This window comes from Paenibacillus sp. Negev47 (assembly GCF_058313655.1).
Genome location: NZ_CM177754.1, coordinates 3,072,567 through 3,093,329 on the forward strand (window position 1 = coordinate 3,072,567; position 20,763 = coordinate 3,093,329).

Annotated in this window: 18 protein-coding genes and 2 pseudogenes; 3 read left to right on the plus strand and 17 right to left on the minus strand. The window is 46.7% G+C overall.

The annotated features are described in order from the left end of the window. A complete protein-coding gene (locus AC4G47_RS14050; protein WP_491106704.1) occupies nt 1-1,647 on the minus strand; it encodes an extracellular solute-binding protein in 1,647 nt (548 codons plus the stop codon). A 197-nt stretch (nt 1,648-1,844) separates the two neighbouring features. On the opposite strand from AC4G47_RS14050, the gene AC4G47_RS14055 reads away from it, so the two are divergent. Beyond that, on the plus strand, nt 1,845-1,970 hold the full coding sequence (locus AC4G47_RS14055) for a hypothetical protein (protein WP_491106435.1): 126 nt from the start codon (nt 1,845-1,847) through the stop codon (nt 1,968-1,970). A gap of 435 nt (nt 1,971-2,405) precedes the next feature. Here AC4G47_RS14055 and AC4G47_RS14060 read toward each other — a convergent pair. The 4 genes and pseudogenes from AC4G47_RS14060 to AC4G47_RS14075 all read right to left on the minus strand — a co-directional run. Further along, nucleotides 2,406-2,606: pseudogene (locus tag AC4G47_RS14060) on the minus strand (hypothetical protein); the annotation flags it as partial. A 91-nt stretch (nt 2,607-2,697) separates the two neighbouring features. Next, entirely contained in the window at nt 2,698-2,841 is a 144-nt protein-coding gene (locus AC4G47_RS14065; RefSeq protein WP_491106436.1) for a hypothetical protein, read from the minus strand. A gap of 1 nt (nt 2,842) precedes the next feature. Beyond that, nucleotides 2,843-3,958 (minus strand): glycoside hydrolase family 88 protein, encoded by a 1,116-nt coding sequence (locus tag AC4G47_RS14070; RefSeq protein ID WP_458127261.1) that lies wholly within the window; start codon nt 3,956-3,958, stop codon nt 2,843-2,845. A gap of 29 nt (nt 3,959-3,987) precedes the next feature. Beyond that, nucleotides 3,988-5,133 (minus strand): DUF2264 domain-containing protein, encoded by a 1,146-nt coding sequence (locus tag AC4G47_RS14075; RefSeq protein WP_458122639.1) that lies wholly within the window; start codon nt 5,131-5,133, stop codon nt 3,988-3,990. 115 nt (nt 5,134-5,248) lie between these two features. On the opposite strand from AC4G47_RS14075, the gene AC4G47_RS14080 reads away from it, so the two are divergent. Next, on the plus strand, nt 5,249-6,028 hold the full coding sequence (locus tag AC4G47_RS14080) for a helix-turn-helix domain-containing protein (protein ID WP_491106437.1): 780 nt from the start codon (nt 5,249-5,251) through the stop codon (nt 6,026-6,028). Nucleotides 6,029-6,362: 334 nt separating this feature from the next. Here AC4G47_RS14080 and AC4G47_RS14085 read toward each other — a convergent pair whose 3' ends face one another. The 11 genes and pseudogenes from AC4G47_RS14085 to AC4G47_RS14135 form a co-directional block, all read right to left on the minus strand. Then, nucleotides 6,363-8,954, minus strand: coding sequence for a helix-turn-helix domain-containing protein (locus AC4G47_RS14085; protein ID WP_491106438.1), 2,592 nt, complete (start codon nt 8,952-8,954; stop codon nt 6,363-6,365). 134 nt (nt 8,955-9,088) lie between these two features. After that, nucleotides 9,089-10,603 (minus strand): extracellular solute-binding protein, encoded by a 1,515-nt coding sequence (locus tag AC4G47_RS14090; protein ID WP_491106439.1) that lies wholly within the window; start codon nt 10,601-10,603, stop codon nt 9,089-9,091. Nucleotides 10,604-10,657: 54 nt separating this feature from the next. After that, nucleotides 10,658-11,536, minus strand: a complete 879-nt coding sequence (locus tag AC4G47_RS14095) for a carbohydrate ABC transporter permease (RefSeq protein ID WP_458122635.1) — start codon at nt 11,534-11,536, stop codon at nt 10,658-10,660. 60 nt (nt 11,537-11,596) lie between these two features. Then, nucleotides 11,597-12,577, minus strand: coding sequence for an ABC transporter permease (locus tag AC4G47_RS14100; protein WP_491106440.1), 981 nt, complete (start codon nt 12,575-12,577; stop codon nt 11,597-11,599). Between the two features lie 388 nt (nt 12,578-12,965). Beyond that, nucleotides 12,966-13,106: pseudogene (locus AC4G47_RS14105) on the minus strand (arsenic metallochaperone ArsD family protein); the annotation flags it as partial. A gap of 59 nt (nt 13,107-13,165) precedes the next feature. After that, nucleotides 13,166-13,585, minus strand: coding sequence for an arsenate reductase (thioredoxin) (gene arsC / locus AC4G47_RS14110; RefSeq protein WP_491106441.1), 420 nt, complete (start codon nt 13,583-13,585; stop codon nt 13,166-13,168). Nucleotides 13,586-13,610: 25 nt separating this feature from the next. Continuing rightward, nucleotides 13,611-14,906 (minus strand): arsenic transporter, encoded by a 1,296-nt coding sequence (locus tag AC4G47_RS14115; RefSeq protein WP_491106442.1) that lies wholly within the window; start codon nt 14,904-14,906, stop codon nt 13,611-13,613. A 72-nt stretch (nt 14,907-14,978) separates the two neighbouring features. Then, nucleotides 14,979-15,305 carry an ArsR/SmtB family transcription factor gene (locus AC4G47_RS14120; RefSeq protein ID WP_024634468.1) on the minus strand — a complete coding sequence of 109 codons (327 nt, stop codon included), beginning with the start codon at nt 15,303-15,305 and terminating at the stop codon, nt 14,979-14,981. A gap of 147 nt (nt 15,306-15,452) precedes the next feature. Next, nucleotides 15,453-16,856 (minus strand): NAD(P)-binding domain-containing protein, encoded by a 1,404-nt coding sequence (locus AC4G47_RS14125; protein WP_491106443.1) that lies wholly within the window; start codon nt 16,854-16,856, stop codon nt 15,453-15,455. An 80-nt stretch (nt 16,857-16,936) separates the two neighbouring features. After that, nucleotides 16,937-17,395, minus strand: a complete 459-nt coding sequence (locus tag AC4G47_RS14130) for a MarR family winged helix-turn-helix transcriptional regulator (protein ID WP_458127260.1) — start codon at nt 17,393-17,395, stop codon at nt 16,937-16,939. A gap of 66 nt (nt 17,396-17,461) precedes the next feature. After that, nucleotides 17,462-17,710: a hypothetical protein gene (locus AC4G47_RS14135; RefSeq protein ID WP_491106444.1), complete on the minus strand. Its 249-nt coding sequence runs from the start codon at nt 17,708-17,710 to the stop codon at nt 17,462-17,464. A 64-nt stretch (nt 17,711-17,774) separates the two neighbouring features. On the opposite strand from AC4G47_RS14135, the gene AC4G47_RS14140 reads away from it, so the two are divergent. Continuing rightward, nucleotides 17,775-19,136 (plus strand): TolB family protein, encoded by a 1,362-nt coding sequence (locus AC4G47_RS14140; protein ID WP_491106445.1) that lies wholly within the window; start codon nt 17,775-17,777, stop codon nt 19,134-19,136. Between the two features lie 292 nt (nt 19,137-19,428). On the opposite strand, the gene AC4G47_RS14145 is transcribed toward AC4G47_RS14140, so the two are convergent. Then, nucleotides 19,429-20,679 (minus strand): MFS transporter, encoded by a 1,251-nt coding sequence (locus AC4G47_RS14145; protein ID WP_491106446.1) that lies wholly within the window; start codon nt 20,677-20,679, stop codon nt 19,429-19,431. Nucleotides 20,680-20,763 lie beyond the last annotated feature (84 nt).

The following is a 20,763-nucleotide window of genomic DNA, read 5'->3' on the forward strand; positions in this document are numbered from 1 at the left end:
TTATCTGGCTATCTTGGCTTTCCGCAGTTCCAGTTCAGCCTGGCGATATTCCATCACCTGGTTAAAGCCGTAGTTCACACGACGTATCAGAAAATTTTCAAAAATTTTGTCAAAGGCAGCTTCATCCTTCGCTGTAATCAGTTCTGGCAGCACCTCTTCCCAATTCTGAGAAATACGTGACCAGGCTAACGCTATATCGGAATCACCTACAGGATCCAGTCCCTTATAGATGTCGCTGTCCAGATCGGCCTGTTGGTTGGCGAACTCCTCCATTTGCTTAATGGATGGGGTATGCTCTGGTCTCCACTGGTTAACGAAAACAGGGTTTCGCAGCATCCAGTAGGTATCCACAACGCCATATTCCTTTTCCAGCCGCTCCCTATCCGTGTCATGCAACTGGAGCATTGCCGCCGTTAACTGCGGTTTGCCGTTCTCCATCGCCCAGGTTTCCCCTTCTTTGCCCAAAAATAAATCCCGTTGGCCTTCTTCGCTGGCCAGATAGGTCAAAAATCGGATGGCTCTTTCAGGGTTTTTCGTGGATCTGCTAATCATCGTAACCATCCAGCCATCCATGCTGCCGGGGAACAGTTTGGCGGATTCTCCCCTGCTGCTCCGGGGTCCATCTACAGCAATATAGTATGAACTCTGATTCGTAAGGACTTCCAATTTCGAATTGAGGTCCGATATGTCTGTCCATTCCCGAATCATCATAAAATATTGGGCATGGTTGGTTTTTTCCTGCACCTGTGCACTGGAGTCGACCAGAAAATCAACATTAATCAAGCCCTGCTCGTAAGCGGTACGAAATGTTTTCAGCCACTCCATATAATCGGGATCTGTCATTCGGTCGTATACTTTACCGTTCTGTTCATGGGGGATCGCAAGCAGATTTTGCAAATATTCGGTCATCCCATAGGATGCATCCCCCTGTGCCCAAAACGGGCTGATCAGCTGGCCTTTATAAACAGAATATTGATTCTTCAGCAATTGCAATGCATTTAGAAAACCCTTCGGTGTGGTAAGGTCCGGTTTGCCCATCGACTCATACAGATCTTTACGTACGAGAAAGGTTTGGTTCGCTCCCGTCAAGCCGGTTGAACGCATCTGTTCGGGACTGTACGCATCATTGGGGATGACATAGGTATGGCCGTCTTCCTGCCGATACCATTGTAGAGCACCATCGCCTGCTACCTTGTAAAAGTAAGGATCATACTGGTTGGCTAGCTCATCCAGGGCATAGATGAGATTACTCTCCCGAAGTTTGTTAACCGCACTCTCCCAGGAGCCGATGGTTATCAAATCCGGCAGACTACCGGTCGTCAACATCCGTGATAACATCTCGCTTGGTTCATCAGTTGCTACTTCAAATTCGATATTGACCCCTGTTTTTTGGGTGACATATTTGGAAGTCAGGCTCTCACCCCAAGTGTGCCCGTACCATTCGGCTCCAACGAACCACGTTAGATTCACAGGGGTGGTATCCAGCTTCCATGACGGTTCTTCCATATTAAGGCTCTGTATCTGCTCCGTGAAGTCAGCCTTTGTCAAAGCATCCCTATCTTCCGATTGCTCTGACTCAGAACAAGCAGTCAAGCCTGACATCAGACACATCATCAACAAGGCTAAAATATAAGGGCTTCGAAACATGAACACCTAAGCGCCTCCTTTCTATACTGGCTTTCTCCAATCCCCATATGCACCAGCATTCCTAGTAGTGGTGGTACAACCGATTTTACTACCCTTGGATTAAAATGGAAATGGTTTAGTGGTCGATTCTCAGATGATCCGCATCATTCCCTAACGAAACATAACTTGTAATAAATCAATGGAAGGGAGACCAATTCGTGTATCTAATCTGGATACTCATTGTCGGTGGGCTAATTGGCTGGTTAAGCGAAAATCTGTTTGAAGGGACGTGCCGGGAGACGTACTCGGAAATATCATTGCTGGCTTTGTTGGATCATGGATAGGGTATGAACTGTTGGGACCGAGGGGGCCGGCGGTGGATCGTTCCAAAGACGTCTGCCCGATAGTTGAATAAAGCCGTTGATCCTGTTGATCGGCGGCCTTCTTGGGTTCTATGAAAATATTGTTTCCTGTTTATGAAATTTCCAGATGCAATAGCGGGAACGGATTTCCAGATCCATCGAATTCGGAGCGTCCGCTCACTAAACTACATGACTAGTTTTTCAAGAACCCAAGAAAGAATCTCAACATCAAAACCTTTGGTGGATAAAAAGTGATGGTGGTGACAAATAAGACATACGAACTAAAAAATCCTATTTTGGATGAACAAGACCACATAAGTCCAGAAAAGGGTGATTGGGTTAGTTATAGCTTTATTCATATCAAGAATGAGTGGCCACTGTTCACCTATCCTATACGTAATTCATACTCAGATCGATTTAGTTCGCATGAATTACAATCTCCGCTGGAAACATTCCGTCTGCACAAGCCGTCAACACAATGCGACCTGGTTCACCAGTCAGCCTGATGACCGTGCCGACACATCCCCGGTACATATGTATTCCATTCTGATCGTAGGGCTCACTTGAACAGAGATCACCATTGTCATACCGCACGATTGCTGCCGGCCCGGTAACGTGGAAGGTGACCTTACAATGTGAACATTTTCATTTATTATGGTACTTAATGCGGTTTTAAGTGTATGAGATCAATCATTGTTTAAATATGCATCTAATCGGGAATCGGACCATGTTCTTGTCCCTCGATACCATCACTCATCCAGTAAACAATGATTAGCAGTAGCCACAACAGAAACAAGGCAGCCCCGCGAATACCTTCGCTGCGGGCTGCTTTGATTTTGCGTGCCAATTTCACATTACCAGAACCGTTCCTGGTGTCCCATCAACAACGAAATACCTTCTGCGAAGTAATAATCACCGTAAATCAATGGAACATTAACATTATGTTTTTCAGGGAAATGACTCGTCCCATGTAAAATGAGTCCTTCCTCTGTATCCGAATCCCAGGCTCCATAATTCGTATACAATGAATGCAGAATTTGCTTTCCGCGTTCGCGATAGATTCTTGCCTCCAGTCCATCAACTTGGTCCGCTAGGAGTAGAAGTCCACAAGCAGCGCAAGCTCCAGCCGAGGAATCACGAATCGCAGGAATTCCTTCTGACGAACGGAAATCCCAGTAAGGAACATGGTCTTCCGGTAAATTGGCCATAAAGAAATGAGCTGTTTGTTTGGCTGCATTCAAATATTTCGGGTCACCTGTGTACTGGTAACTTAGACTCATTCCATAAATAGCCCATGCCGTCCCACGAGACCACGCAGATTCTGGTGCGAATCCTTGTCCTCCCTTCACTCCAAGCTTTTCGCCGGTATCGGGGTCAAAAACCACGATATGAGCAACCGACCCGTCAGTCCGATAAAAATGCTTCAACACCGTATCAGCATGCTTGATTGCAATGTGCTTATATCGTGGATCTCCGGTTATACTGGATGCCCAATAAAGTAACGGCAGATTCATCATACAGTCGATAATGGCCCAGCCTGCATGTTCTTCCCCATTCCACGCACGAATGAAGTTTCCCTGGGCATTAAAACGTGCAGCAAGTAGGTTTGCAGCAAGCAGCGCCCTTCGTTTAGAATCCTCTGCTCCGAGAATCTTGTATCTTGCTCCACTTGTTAAGGTCCACATAAAACCGATATCGTGATCAATCTTATTTGAATCGGTCAGCAATATATCCAGCTGGCTTTCGCATGATTCTGCTGATTCCTTTAATTCATTATCTTGCGTATCACGATAAACAAGCCACATCAATCCTGGCCAAAAACCAGAGGTCCACCAAGATGCTGGCTCAAGCTGATACTCTCCATTTATACTTGCATGCGGGAATCCATCTCCGATTCGATGATGAATACGCTTTACTTTTGCCTTCGTCTGATCCCAAGCTTCTTGCACCCATTCCGTTTTGACCGTCATCATAATTGCTCCTTCCTTTAGGTGAACTCCTATATGTCGTTCGACATTGCTTTATCCAACTTGAGGTTTTTACCTGACCATATCATTAGTGACGTCCATTCTGCCTCTCCTTGCCAGAATTCAGCGTCCGATGGCAGTCCCAAGGCGAGGAATACCGTCGTGCATAAGTACAAGCTACCTGTCGAAATATATCCTTCTCCGATATCAGGCTGACTGCCAGCGAAACCAATGCGAAGCCAACCGGAATCATCGAACGTACCCGGCATCTCGATTTGCCTCCTGATTACGGCAGTAAGCGCGCAGCGGACTTGAGTTGGTAGCAGTTCTTCAGGAAGCTCATCCCTTAGAGCCATTAAAGACAGGTGCTGAAATGCACCGAACCGATAGGCAAGTGATCGTCCAATTGGTGGGAACGTTCCTTCAGGTGATATCATCCGTTCCAAAACGGCTGCATAACGTACTGCTCTTTTCATCACTTTATTCCGAAGTGTACTCCAATCGCCAAATTGATCTCCTATCACATCCAAAATATCAATCATCATGGGTTGAATGACAAAACTGTTGTAATAATCCCAATGAAATGTGGGACCGTCTCCGTATACTCCGTCCCCTTTATACCATTGCTCGTGTTGCCTTAGCGCATAATCGACGCGCATACGATCCCAATTCTCTACTCCCATCCGATACAGAGCGACTTCAATCATGGCGCTAAACAGCAGCCAATTGCTGAATACGGGACGGATAATACGCGTTGCCTTCAAAGCTATAATTAAATTAGCCTTCACTTTCTCATCCAGCAATTCATATAACTCGTTTGGAGCCCGGAGAACCGCGTTAGCAAGAAAGGCTGCGTCAACCAAGGGCTGGCCACCTTTCGTGAAATTCATCAAGTCAGGCGAATCCGGGTCCGTAGCAGCCTCGATGGCCAGCCTGGCCATACCTGCGATTCTAGCTCGAATCTCTCCCTCGTCTCCACAACGCGGTCCATGCTCAAGCCATGGTGCAATTCCCGCAAGCGTACGTCCCAATGCTTCCAAGTATGTGTAATCTGTCCGATCTCCCTCCCTTGCTTCAACAGGCATATCATTAACCAACCGACGTTCCGATAAAGAATGAAGAACAGGATATGCAATTCGAACCAAGGTCTCCACCCAATACTTCCTATCGCCCGACATCGCGCTTCCCCCTTAATCTGACAGTTGTCTAAAAGAATTATAGTCGGTTGTAACCTCTCCTACAATAAACTATAATGATCAAAAACTGACCTATTGTGCTGAGGAGTGTTAAAGTATGCTGCAGTTGTTCTCATGCGGGTTCCATACCATTCACCATGAAGGAATCATAAGGAATCGTCCGTACGGCTCCGGTAACTACACTTTTGTATTTTTTAATAGCAACGCAGAAGTGAAACTACACAATGACACAATGGTCATTGAAAAGGATACTTTTATCATTTTTCAACCCCGGACCCCCCATTCTTATCGCGAAATTGAGAGCCCTTTCATAAACGACTGGTTTCATTGTAATGGAGATGATTTACCGGAATTTCTTGCGGAATTGAATTTCCCTTTGGATACGCCCGTTGAAGCATCTGATCCGTTGCTTATTTCTAGGTGTATCATGGAACTACAGAACATCTATCGGCTTGACGGACCGTTACGTGAGCGAATTATGGATTGTGACCTTCGGTCTTTTTTTATGAAATTAACCGATTTACGGGAACGAACTACTCCTCACCAACTGAATCGTTATTACATGCGATTTACGGAACTACGTAATGATCTCTACCGCTTTCCTCACCAGAACGTTTCTGTGACGGAATTGGCTGCACGATTAAATCTAAGTAAATCCTATTTCCAACGTATATATAAGCAGTTATTTGGCTGTTCTGTAATGATGGATATTATTAACGGAAGGCTTGAACGCGCGAAGTATCTTTTGGATCATAGTGAGATGTCAGTAACCCAGATTGCTAACTCATGCGGCTACGAGAATGACACTCATTTCATGCGTCAATTCAAGAAGTTTGTTGGCATCTCGCCGAGACAATATCGATTCAGAAATGAATGATTTCTATATACGTTGATAGCAGAGGTAAAAGCCTTTGCGACCGTTACGTCCACAAAGGCTTTCGTGTATTCATGTTTCAGTCACTCAAAAAAGACCCACCACCCTCTCTTAGATAATCACCTAATCGGTAATGGGAATATGTTCTTGTCCCTCGACATTTTCTCATTGATTTTTAATAACTCACCTTCTCCATTTGAATCGTCTCAAAACTTCGCCAACTCAATTCTTGACTGGGTCATATATTCAAATTACCTCAGAAAAAAACATAGTAATCCCTCCTTACCGTATTAAAAGTTAATACGACAGACACGCAAAAAGTTTGTTTCGCGCTTTTTTATCCGTTTTTCTTCATTCGGTACTGCCCGGGCGTCATGCCTTTCTGCTTGCGGAACAGCCGGATAAAATACGAGGGATGATATCCGACCGACTCGGCGATCTCGTTTACTTTGAGGTCGGTCGTGCATAGCAGCTCCCGGCCCCGTTCAAGACGAAGTTCCATCACATAATCGACGAAGTTTTTGCCATAGGCCTGCTTGAATGAGCGGCTGAGCGTATAAGAACTGACGCCAAAACGTTCCGCACAGCTCTCTAGCGAGAAATCTGCCGTATAATCACGTTCGATCTCTTCCTTGACTCGTTCCGCGAGACGATCAGTATACAGCCGCTCGGCGCTGCCGATCTCGCGGCCGTAAGGTTCCAATACCTGTGTACGCACAAAGGCGGCCATCGCTTTGGGCTGGCGTATAGTGGCAAGTCGTTCATACAATCCCATACGGTCGACGTGCTCGGATTGAGCGCCGTTCTCCATCATCGTGTGCAGTAGACTGCCGAGTAGATGCATAGTCAGATTACGCATTTCCGGCTTCGAGACCACTCGGCGCGCAAGCTCATCGATCAATTCATCCGTCAGCTCGGCCGCTTCCTCGATTTGGCCAAGCTTGACGCAGCGGAGCAGCTCACGTTCGAGCTCGAATGGATAAGTGCTCTGCTCATCTAGATCCGGCATCCATTCGTCGAGATTCAGAACCCGACAATCTTCGTCGTGCGGAATATGACGCAGTGCACCTCGCTGGGAATGAAGCAGCTCCGGCACTTCCAGAATTCCGGAGGCACTGCCTATGCACACTAGGGTTTGCAGCCGCAGCACAGAGCGTACCGTGCCCGCCAACTCTCCCCCCAGCCTTTTCCACAGTGCGTTCAGCGGCTGTTCATCGCTTTCTTCATTTGCAGCATCACCTTGGATCTTTTCGGCTGAACTTTGCAAACCGTGCATATATTCTCGATTCGTCTCGGCCGTAACGCCGCTTTCATCTATGGAATAAGGAATCAGCACGGCAGCGGTCGAATCCTGAAAATTCACAACGATTGCACGCTTCATACGTTGCTCTACAAATTCACGGGCTACATTGGCGGCAGCGAACGTCATCAGCAGTTCGTCTTCTTCACGGAACTTCGATTCCGGCGGCGACAGCACGCCCACCTGCATCAAGAAAACCGACAGCCGCTCGTCGGGATGGATCGACCACCCGAATCTTTCCATTCGCGACAGCAGTTCCTGCTCGCTCAAAGTTTGATAATGTCCCTGCATCAACTGCATCAAAAAGGCGGATCTCAGTTCGGGATACGTGTGTTCAAGCCGGGCTTCGGCTTCTCTTTTGGCGTCGGCCAGACCGCGCCAACTTGTCTCGATATAGTCCAGTTCATCGTATGGATGTCCAGCCTTCTCGATTCCGGAAGCGGCCGTTCCGCTTTTGGGCTGCTGGCTTAGGCGGATCTTACGCAGCAGCCGGCTCAGGCCCTTTTCTTTTTCCGGCGATTCTGCCGTTCCCGCAGCCCCATCCGCTGAAGAGTGGGCAAGCGCCGGCGAGAACTGGCCGCTGAGGATCTCTACCAATCGACTGATCGGTCTATGCAGCCGATGCGAAGCCAACCAGGCGATCAGCAGCGCCAGAAGCATGCCGGCCAAACTGACGGCGAGCAGCGAACGTGAGAGCAGTACGACAGGGCGAGTTAATGCTTCCAAAGGCGACACCGTCACGTAAGTCCATTCGACCCCCGGCCGCTGCAGTTGGCTGTGGGAGACGGAGTAGGTCTTGCCCAGCCATTTGAACAGATAAGAATCCGGTTTGTCCGAGACCCGGGTACGAAGTTCTTCACGCAGCGCAGATTCGAAAGTTGGAGTTCGCATTGGATCGTCCGGCAGCACATCCGACATACGGATTAAAGGGGGACCGGAACTTGCATACAGAAACGAAGCGCCTTTATCGTCGAACGATGCCCGGCGCATCCGTTCTTCAATCTGATTCCTGTCCAGATTCAGTAGAAGAGCTCCGTAAGGTTCTCCGTAACCGGGCAGCTTCCGGACCAATACGACCTCTTCGTTCTCGGAAGCGGTCCAGCGAAAATCATCCAGCCAATACAGATCGGACGGTGCATCGACAAGCTTTTGAAACCGCTTACTATCTTCTGCGAACGAAATATTTCTTAACCCGTCCGTATCCGACAGCAAAAGCGGCTCGCTGCGCGCAAGCAGCAGCTTTGCGTCTTTCAACTCCGGATACGACGCTTTCATCAGTCCCAAAAAGCGGTACAGCTCCTGGGTTCTCTGATATTCCATACGAAGATCCGCTCTTCGCAGATCAGCGTCGAGTCTCGGATCGAGCGCCCAACGGGCCGCAGACTGTTCTACCTGCACGAACAGTTCGTCCATACTTTCCGCCGATCGTTCGACAAGTGCCCGGTGGCTGCCCATGACCTCACGTTCGATGTGCGCCGTACCCAGCGCATAAGACGAGAAACCGATAACCGCTGTGGGGATGCTTGACATGCACAGTGCCAGAATCAGACTGTAGCGATAAAAGCGTCCTTTTCCTTCCCGGCTTCGACTCCACAACCGAAAATTTCGCCAGCTTCGAATATTAGTCATAGCTGCCCCCCCTTTTTTCCAAACGCTATTAGCAGTCCACACAATTTTATGTAAAAAGGAAAATAAACACAATAGAGCCCCCGTTTCCGGAGGCCCTCCTGTGTACACTTTTTCGGAATGACTCCGCCGGTCGTTTATTGCGCCGCTTGACGGTCGACATAAGCCTGATTCAGCTCATCCGTAATTTTTTGCAGATCCGAATCGTTTTTCAATTTCTCGACATAATTGTCCCAGTCCGACAGCGACTGCTTGCCGAGTATAATTTTGGTTTTCATATCCTGAATATTCTTCGCCAGCTCAGGTCCCACCGAAATATTTGTTTCCGAATACAATCCAATCGCTTTGTCAGGAACACTTATTTCTGCACGCTCGTCGATAATCTTTTTGTTCCGCTCAAAGATCTCCTGCGGCATGCCGCCCCGATACGCGCGCATATATTTGTCATAATTCATGAAGATTTGACCAAGCGCCTGCGAACCAACGATATCGGTCTTAGCCTGCTCCGTCGCCATCTTGATTCCGTTCTCTTCGGTATAATGAACGCCTTCTAGACCGTAGCTAGCCAGCGTTCCGCCTTCTTCCGACGCGCCGTAGTCCATCAGTTCAAGCAGTTTTTTCAGTTTTTCTTCCGATACGGTCTTGGGAATCACGAACATCCCGAAAAATCCGCCGTCTTTGTTGGTCCAGCCGTTCATCGAAATGAGCGGCAGGAAATCCGCGTCCGGGTTGCTCTTCAGATTCGCTTCCATCGGCTCCCACGCCGCTTCGACGGTGTTGACGGCGCCGCCGGCACGGCCCGCATTCAGCTGGTCCTTGGTCTGGCTCTCTTTCAGAACGGCGAGATCTTCCGAAATCAACCCTTCAGCATAAGCTTTGCTCAACCATTCCAGAGCGTCGCGCATTTCCGGCATCAGGTTAACGTTGACCAGCTTGCCGTCGACCTCTTTCCAATCTCCGGTATTTTGCGTGAATGCGCTAACGATTGCCCCATAGCTGCCGATATTATTTTGATTGACCAATCCTGTGAATCCGATCGTATCGTCTTTACCGTTGCCATCTGGATCGTTTTTCGTAAATGCTTTGAGCACTTCGTAAAATTCGTCTGTCGTTTCCGGAATGTCCATGCCTACATTGTCCAGCCAGTCTTTACGCAGGAACAGGAATGGGCCTCCTTCGACCGGACGTACACGAGGAATCCCGTAGTTTTTGCCGTCGGCCTGCTTGGTGTTGATCCAGGACTCTTCCGGAAACCCCGACAGGTTAGGGTAGTCTTGAATATAAGGCGTCAGATCCCAGAATGCGCCCTGCTGCACCATGGTACGTACCTGAGCCGAGAAGGGATCGTCGACCAGCATCAGATCGGGAATATCGCCCGATGCCAGCGTAACGTTCACCTTGTCGCCGTAGCTGTTCGGCGATACCCAGGTGATATTGAGATCGGTATTTGTCTTCTTTTCGATCTCTTGAACGATTACATTGTCCGCTCCGGGCGGTTCCGGGGTAAAATACATCGACATGATACTGACTGGCAGCGGCTTTCCATCTTCTGGCACGCCGGATGCTGCATTTTGATTGCCGCAGGCCGTTGCAGCCAAGGACAGCACCATAATTGACACCAATCCCAACTTCGCTCTCATTTTCTTCCTCATTCTGAATCTCCCCTTTTCTTCGGATAGGTAATCAAACTCTGCTTGTACTTGCGCTTACTCTTTCACCGAACCGACCATCGCGCCCTTTGCGAAATGCTTTTGCAAAAATGGATAGACCATCAGGATCGGAATGGTTGCAATTACAACGGCTGCCATTTTTAACGTTTCCGACGGAATCTGCTGCTCGGCCGTCATCTCAGCCGCTGCCGTCCCTCCCGACGCCGTCGACGAGTCGATCAGCATGTTTTGCAGCAGGACTTGAAGAGGCTGCTTGTTGAAATCGTTGATGTAGAGCAGCGCCGTGAAGAAGGTGTTCCAGTACGCTACGGCGTAAAACAGGCCGAATGCGGCCAGCGATGGCAGTGACAGCGGTAGAATGATACGCCACCACACGCCGATATCGTTACAGCCGTCTATACGGGCCGCTTCTTCCAGGCTGGGCGGGATACTGTCAAAGAAACCTTTCATCAATAATACATACCACCCGCTGGTCAGCACCGGCAGAATTAGCGACCAGATACTGTTGATCAAATGGAGATCGCGGATTAACAAGTACGGCGGAATAATACCAGGATTGAACAGCGTCGTCAGCAGAATCAACAGCATCATCACCCGCCGCCCCTGTAGCCGTCTTCGTGACAGGGCATAAGAGAGACAGGATGTCACGAACAAACTGAGCGCCGTGCCGACGGTAGCCAGAAACGCACTGTTGCCCATCGCACGGATAAAAGAATCGGTGGACAACAAATACCGGTAAGAATCGAGACTCCACTTTTTCGGGAAAAGCGTCGCTTTGTTACGAATGAATTCTGCCGGGTCGCTAAACGATACGACCAGCACGTAATACAAAGGAAACAACGTGACCAGACCGATCACAGTCAGAAAAAATAGATTGGTCGCATTGAATAGACGATCGCTTTTGGACTGGAGCATAAAAAACTCGCGCCTCCTTTCGTTTCTTCACATCGATTGGAACTTCCTATGAACCTTTTTTTAATAAACACCTTCTTCGCCGAATTTCTTGGCTAGCTTGTTCGCTCCGATAACCAGGATCAGACCTACAACCGATTTGAACACGCCGACGGCGGTACTGAAACTGAGTTGGCCCTGCTTGATACCAAGCCGATACACATAAGTATCGAATACATCTGCAACTTCGGATACGGCGCCGTTCATCATTAGGAAAACCTGTTCGAAACCGACGTCCATAATATGTCCAATCCGCAGAATAAGCAGGATGATTACGACCGAACGGATGCCCGGCAGTGTAATATGCCAGATCTGCCGGAAGCGTCCCGCTCCGTCGATCTTCGCTGCTTCGTTCAACTGCGGATCGATCCCGGCCATCGCGGCAAGGAACAATACCGTACCCCAGCCTGCATCTTTCCAGATCGATTGAACCGTCAGCAGACCCCAGAAGTAATTGGGATTGGTCAAAAAGTCGATTTTGTTAAATCCGGCCGCTGCCAGCAGTTGATTGATGATGCCTTCGCCGGTAGACAGAAGAAGAAACGTTATGCCGACGATAATGACCCAAGACAGAAAATGCGGCAGATAAACGATCGATTGGATCGTTTTACGGAACTTGTTGCCGCGCAGCTCGTTCATCATGACCGATAACAAAATTGGCAGCGGGAAGAAAAAAATCAGCGACAGTAAATTGATCGCCATCGTGTTTCGGAACAAGATCAGAAAGTCGGGATTCGAAAAGAAACGGATGTAATGTTCGAACCCGACCCACGGACTCGCCCACATGCCTTGATAAGGCGAATAATTTTGAAACGAGATCATGATCCCCCACATCGGCACGTACTTAAATAAGATAAAGAACACGATGCCCGGCAGTGCAAGCAGATACAAAAAGCGATCGCGCTTGATGCCGTTCCAGATGCTTCGTCTTCGCTCCGCAGCCTGGCTTTTCTTGTATGCGCTTTCTATTTTGCCTTTGCCGGCTGTGTCCATTCGTGAAGCCATATTCCCACACCTCCATCTGCTGGTTTACCGTTCACCCGATAAGTTCCATGCTCCGGCATGTCCGGGAGCGGTTAACGTCAGCATAGGGTCTGAGGCCGTTTCCGGCAATCGACGCTTTTTGCGGCGTTTCGTTTCACAAAGCAAAGAGGCTTAATATAGGGTATCCGATAACAATAATCAACAAGAAAAAGCCCAAAAATCCGCTGATATACTGCGAATTTCCGGGCATTGACTTTTCTTGCAAGCGTAATTAATTCGCTTATTGGCGCGTATTACATCTGTTAACAGAAGGCAGTGAACCGTATCATATTTTCAATAGGCAATGCTTTCACCCCTTGATACAAAAGCATATTCATCCACGCAAGCTTGGCTTCGCCTTCAGCATGAAATTATAGCGAGATACCCGAAACTGTTTCTTCTGCAGATTATGTACGACAGCAGATACACGAATCAGTTCCGGATCAACACCTGGACCACATACGCCAGAAGAACAACACATAGCAGGATCATAAATTTCCATTATTTTCAAGGCAAAACACTCCTTTCGAAAATGGAAAAGCCGGGAAAGAACTCTCCCGGCAGTTTGTATTATTTGCCGGTTTCAGCGAACGTTTTAATGCGCTCCCCAATCTGGTCACGAACCCTTTGGAATACAGCCCATTTCTCTTCATCTGTACCTTGGGCTTTGGCAGGATCATCGAATCCCCAGTGTTCCCGCTTGACATGTGGTGGTGTCATTGGACATTTATCTGCGGCGTCTCCACACAATGTGACTACAAAATCAGCATTGTTCAACAACTCCGAATCAATGATATCGGAAGTTTGAGTAGAAATATCCAAGTGAACTTCTTTCATGGCTTCCACTGCTTTTGGATTCAGACCGTGTGCCTCGATTCCTGCACTATAAATGTTCCAGTCCTCACTTAGATATTTCTTGGCCCAGCCTTCGGCCATTTGGCTCCGGCAAGAGTTGCCTGTGCACAGGAAGTACAGTGTTTTTTTACTCATGTTCATCGTCTCCTCGTTGTTTGAATTATAGAATGCTTAACCACAGATACAGACCCAAAAGCGTAATAAGCAGAGTCGGAACGGTGATAATGATACCTGTCTTGAAGTAAGTGCCCCATGAGATTTTGACGCCTTTCGTGCTAAGCACATGAAGCCAGAGCAGCGTCGCCAGTGAACCGATCGGGGTAATCTTGGGACCCAGGTCTGATCCAATAATATTGGCGTAGATGAGCGCCTCCCGAACCGTTCCTGTAGCCGTTGTTGCATCAATGGCAAGCGCATCAATCAGCACAGTAGGCATATTGTTCATCAGGGATGAAATGACTGCCGCAATAAAGCCCATACCAATCGTTGCAGCAAACAATCCCTGATCCGCCACAGCCTGAATGACCACGGCTAGGAGATCCGTTAAACCTACGTTACGTAGACCATAGACCACGACATACATGCCGATGGAGAAGAATACGATGGCCCACGGTGCTTCTTTGACAACCAATGCAGTCGGTACAGCAGAACTGCGGGAAGCCATGATCAGGAAGAATATTGCGACAACACCTGCTACAAGAGATACGGGAATACCGATGAATTCACTGGTGAAGTATCCAATGAGAAGAACCCCCAACACCACCCACGACAACCGAAACATTTTCATATCCTTAATGGCAGTTACCGGAGGTTTTAATTCACTCGCATCAAAGCGTTTTGGAATACTTTTTCGGAAGAAGAGATACAGCACGCCGATACTTGCAACCAGTGAGAACAGATTCGGAACAAACATCCTTCCTGCGTACTCCATGAAGGTAATGCCAAAGAAGTCGGCAGATACAATGTTGACCAGGTTACTTACAACCAGTGGCAAAGAGGTCGTATCTGCAATAAATCCGCTGGCCATAATAAATGGAAACACTTTTTTCTCATCGAAATTCAGTGCGCGTACCATGGCTAGAACAATCGGCGTCAGAATCAGTGCGCCTCCATCATTGGCAAAGAAGGCAGAAACCACAGCTCCCAAGATCGAGACGTAAACAAACATCCGGACACCATTGCCGTGAGCAGCCTTGGCCATATGTAAGGCAGCCCACTCAAAAAATCCGATACGATCCAGAATTAACGAAATCAGAATGATCGCTACAAATGCAAGCGTGGCATTCCACACGATTTGCGTCACATCCCAGACGTCTTGGAGATTGACCACACCCACAAGTAAAGCAAGAATTGCTCCGCCGCAAGCAGACCAACCAATGGACAGGTTTTTAGGTTGCCAGATGACGAGGACTAACGTAATTAAAAAGATAATGCAGGCTAACAGTGTGGAAAACAAAACCTTCCCCCTCTTTCAGTTCCTTTAAATTTATATTTGTATATAACAATATACTTATATACTGATTAAAAATTAATTACAAACGGATGTAAAGTTCTCTTTGTTCAAGGACTTAAGAATCGTTGCCGTGTCCGGCATCAGTTCCAAGACAGATTTAATATAGGGTGTATTCTCTACATTTAAAGAGTAGTATACCCATTGGCCCCGCTTATTCTCTTTAACCAAGCCTTGATCCTTCAGCTTGCGCAAATGCTGACTAATTCCAGGTTGTGACATGTCTAAAATCTCTACAAATTCACACACGCACCATTCACGTTCTTTGAGGAGTGTAAGTATAGTAAGACGTGTTTTATCGCCCAGCAATTTAATCTTATCCGCTGCTTCTTGAATAGAATCCATATCACTTCCTCCTTCCGTTAAATATAAGTGCATGCTTATATTATAATATGAAAAAATTGAAGTCAACGTTTAATTCAAATTAACCTAAAAAAGCGTTGGTTCAAATTAGAACCAACGCTTCGGGTGTTTGTACGCTCTCTTCCATTTTCAATTGGTACAAGAAGTACTGCAATCACTCTTTTCCTCAGCTACCGCCTTCACTTGCTGGCGATTGACACTGCATACACCGTTCTCCGGTAGATCCAGCTCTACTTTTAAAGCGGCTTCTAGATCACCGACTAAAAAGGCCACAACGGATCGAACCTGTTCATATCCTGTAGCCATCAGGAAAGTAGGTGCACGTCCATAACTCTTCATACCTACAATATACAATCCTTGTTCCATCTGACGGAGTTCGTTCTCCCCATGTGGACGAACGGTGCCGCAGCTATGAACATTCGGATCTATTAATGGTGCCAGGGTTTCGACACTTTCGGTAATCTGGTCAATGCTAAGCCTCAACTCTCTTAAGAAGGTAAAGTCGGGTCTGCTACCTGTATTCACAATGATCTCATCCACTTGAGCTATTTCCTGAATAACACCACGTTGCTCTCCAATGATGGTGACTTGATTGTCTTTCTGCTGAAGTTCCTGAATATGAAATGGCGTTATCACGTTGACCTTTCCAGCATCAACGAGTTTATGAATTCGACTTCCTAGTTTACCTCTGGCTTCCAGTTGATCATTCGCTTCTCCACCATAAGCTTCCTCTACTTGATCTCTTCTCATCAACCAAGTCAGTTTTGTACCTGAATCCATTTCTTGCAGACTGGATAGATCAAGTAACGTATTCAAGGCCGAATGCCCACCTCCTACAACGGCAACATGTTTATTCGTGTAACGCTCCCGCGCTTCCCCTAGTACATCCGGAATGCCATAGAATATACGGTCATGAAGAACTTTCTCTCCAGGAGTGAGTACACCACTAGAAAGCACAGGGTTAGCGTGTTCCCACGTTCCTGAAGCATCGATCACAGCTCTAGCTTCATACCGCCTGTTCTTCCCCTCCTCTTCAACATAGATCATAAAGGGTTGTTTCTCGCGGCCTACGGTTTTCATTTTATCTGTATTTTTGCGACTAATCCCCACAACACGTGTATTTAAATGAAGATCCGTTTGAATTTTCGGAAATTTTGCGAGCGGAAGTAAATACAGATCACGCAGCTCATGTCCCGTCGGTAATTCGTCTGGAGATGGGGCTATCCACCCATTCTTCGTCAACAACCTTTCTGCTGCTTTATCTACGTTATACTGCCATGGCGAAAATAGACGAACATGGCCCCACTTGGAGATATTCTCACCTACTTTACTCCCCGCCTCAAAAATGATAAATGATTGGCCAGCTTCAATCAGATGTGCTGCTGCTGCCAGACCAATAGGCCCAGCACCAATGATGGCTACAGGTAAATGAGATAGCTCTCCTTGGTGTACAGGCTCTTGAAGAGAGATCTGCTTCTCCGTGAGCGTAGGTGCACAACAGGACTCGACTTGTTTGAATTCAATGTTATTCATTTCAAATGACCTCCAGTAGTTAGTTGAATGTATTTGCAAATTACAAGTATTAGAGAAATGTAACGGGGTAATACCGCTCATTACCCCACTGGCGTACAGCACATTTTCGATTTTAACATACTATCATTCAGCAGTTTAACAGATTGCATAACGATTGCTTTTTCTGTATCGGTCATGAAAGAAAAAACCTCTTCCAGATGTGTATTCATCCGATGATCTATAGCTGTCGCTACAAACTTCCCCTCTACCGTCAATCTCAGAATGTATACTCTCCGATCTTCAGGATGAGGTGTTTTTAAGACCAGGTTTTTCTTAATCAACGTCTGTATTTGACGACTAAAGGTTGTAATATCCATGGCTAGCGTTTCGGCAATTTGTTGCATGGATGGCTCATGTTGATGGTCAATTTCATATAGGATATGACTTTGGATTAAAGATATTTCCTGTTCTCCAACCGTGCAACAATTTTTATCCAGCAAGCCGAAGCGACGTACCATGATCTGTAATAACTCTCTTGGGTTTTGGTTATCCGGCAACATGATCACCTCTTTGGTGCCTATTATAAACATATTATTTGTATATTGCAACTATTGTGTATTCTTCTGCTATTTCACATCGTTTTGAATATTAATGATGACTTCAAGTTCTTTTTTCTGTTCGTCCGTCAGCTCAGTCGCACATTTTGTAAGCAAAATATCGGCTAGTACAGCACCTGCCGGTTTATCTTCCACATGTTGAATGGCATTTAGCAAACCTTTGTATCCTTTGGAGCCTTTTTGCTTGGATTCGGTTGTATCGGTTGTGAACATTATTCTATGTGTTTTAGTTTGAAGACACAACAAATGATTAATCATTCGCCTATTTCCTTTTACTTGAATACATTGTAGTGAAATCAAACCTGAAGGGCGGAAATCAAAGATGAATCTTGCTGATCGTGAAGCGATCCTTTTCACTTCAAATGTTGGGGGTGGTTCGTACGACATTTGGCTTTATCAACCTTTAACAGGACAGACCATTAAGCTAACCCAAGATCTTGGTGAGGAATTTTCGATTCCATATTGGTCGCCAGATGTCCGGAACTTCGCCTTTATCGGCAAAAAAAATATTGTGTATGTATTCAATCTAATCAGCAGGGAATTGGCACAAATTGATCAAATTGACGCTTATACTTTACTGAGCTGGTCACCGGATAGTCAATACTTGAGTTATGTAAAAAACGGACGAATTGTGATCTACAATATCAACTCCCATGCCAGCGGTTCGATCATTCAACATGGAGCCTCAGATGTCCAGTGGTTTCCTTCAGGAGTGGCTCTCCTGTTTGCAGCTCCGGATGAAGCAGGCAATACCCAACTATATAAAATCAACCGAGATGGCATGAACAAACAGCAATTAACTCAAAATACTGAGGGTCCTCTCCACAATGTCAGAATATCACCTAACGGAGAGTTTGCCCTATATACTTCCCCAGGAGCCAGCATTTCCTTGATTACAACGGTGAACCTGACAACAGGAGCAAGCTACCAACTTAAAGGTGGACCTCAGGCGAAAAACTATTTCCCCGAATGGTCCCCGGACTCTTCAATCATTGCATACAGTGCCACCGACATCGTGGATAATCAATATGTTTCTTTAATCCAGACTGACAGCCGAGTTGGAGGGCAACAAAAAACATGGGCAGTCTCCACCTGCTTCTCTACCCCTTTAAGTTGGTCGCCGGATGGGAACCGACTCGCTTACTTATCAGGATGTAATAATCAAGAACAAGCAAACGAAATTTGGATTATTGATGTAAGGACACCTAATAACCCGGTCAAAATTGTTGAAGCAAGGTGGATTACAGCTCTAAGTTGGTCCCCACGAGTGCATGATGTTCATCCATATGGATTATATCTCAATCAGGTATACAAGGTATCTTTCTATTATCCGCGAAGCTGGCACAAAGTTACCGAAGAACGATTCGAAGGAGCGGACGGATTTTTTCAGATATCCGCGATCTCTTCTGAGGAAGGAATTCACGAGGTATGCAGAGCGGAAGCTTTTCATATGTTGAAACCCTATGGGGCAAACCCCCGAATTTTCCCTGTTATTATTCAAGCACAAGAAGCCTGTTTCGTATTTCCTTCGGAGGACCAACCCGTGGAAATGAGAAATCAGGCGGCACTTATTGTAAAATATCCTGCTCCTGTTGTGATTCAAGGAAATACGTATTCATATTTCATCTTATGGGCTGATCAAAATCACTTGATTTCACTGGGAAAGACACTTACTTTTATTTAAGGTAAACATTAACCGATATGTAATTATTAATAACTCATACATGAAAAAGAGAGCAAAACGAAATCATCGTTTTGCACCCAGCAGGATTGTGGATATTAGCGAGATGTAAGTAAGTCCTCAGCCATTTTGACCAGATCTTCTTTCCGTAGACTGCTGTCTGAATTATCAGAAATTTCGTACAGCAAAATGATTGGTGATATTGTTGGTCTTAACCACATCAGGGAATGAAGAAGAACCGATCACTTCTTCATGGCCGGCTCTTCTTCATTAAATTTTTATAAGTATCGCGAAATTATGTCTCTTGTGCAATATGTGCGTTATCCGGCGCTTTTTGGTTCATGATCGGAACCATGACCAGTGCGCCAAGAAGAAATAATAATCCTGCACCGCCATAGATCGTCCCCAGTGAAAAGGCATCCTTTAACGCGCCAGCAAAAGACATGGAAACGACCATCATGCCAACGAACATCGGATTCAGAACCCCATTCACCCGGCCGACAATCGAAGCCTCTGACCATTTCAGAATCATTGTGCTGATCCCAATATGAATGCAAGGGAAAACAAGTCCATTCAGAAATTGAACGGTCAGGGTGAGCGGAACGCTTGTCGAATACCCTACAATGGCTGTGCAGACTGCGCCTGCGATCATACCTATCGCTAGAAGAATCTGCGGCGGAACCCGCTTGGCGAAGACGGCTACGATTCCGCCACCAATCAGCATAGCTGCACCATTTACCATTAGCAGATATTGCAGGAACTCCTCGCTCCTGCCCAGCCGCTCTGTTACGATAAACAGGTTGAGCGCTTGAGCTACGCCAACAGCGAGTCCCGCGAGAATAAACGCAAGTCCGAGCATCCGCAGTACTTGGCTTTGCCAAACATAGCGGAAGCCTTCAATGAATTCTTTACGGAACTGCCCTTTTACAGCGACGGTTTGAGCTTGCATATTATCCTCTGGCAGACGAATAAGAACGAGTGCGGAGAGCAGAAAAACTACGCCCATGACAGCGATCGATATTTCAAGGCCAAAAGTGCTGTAAACCAAGGTTCCGAGCATAGGACCAAGCACCATGAAGATGGCCATCAGCGATTGGAATAGAGCCATCCCTTGCTGCAGCTGTTCTTCCGGCACATGATACTTAAACAATCGCATGCTTGAAGGTTGGGAGAACTGCGAAAGAATAGCCGAGATGAATGCGACAAGGTAGACGGAGTGCCAAGAACCGTAATGTATGGTCAGAAGTACTACGAATACCGATACCGCGGATAATAAATCGCACCAGATCATCGTTCGCTTCGGCCGCCAGCGGTCGGCAAATGTACCTCCGATGAACGAAAAAACAAAAATTGGCGCGAATTCTGCTACGCTGATTAGCGAAATGGCGTATGGATCATTGTTTGTTCTATCCGCAACGTACAGGAGAATAGCGAAATTACGTACCCAGATGCCAACCTGCAGGAGCACGCTTGATAATAAAATCGTCTGCAGGAACCGATTGCGAAACAGGCTTGGCGCATTAATGCTTTTTTCGTCCCTATTCAATCTTTTCAACCTCCAATTTGTCTATAAAGATGCCCATTTTGAGTAAGATATGACTCTCCTTTCAATTCCTAATTATACGGACTT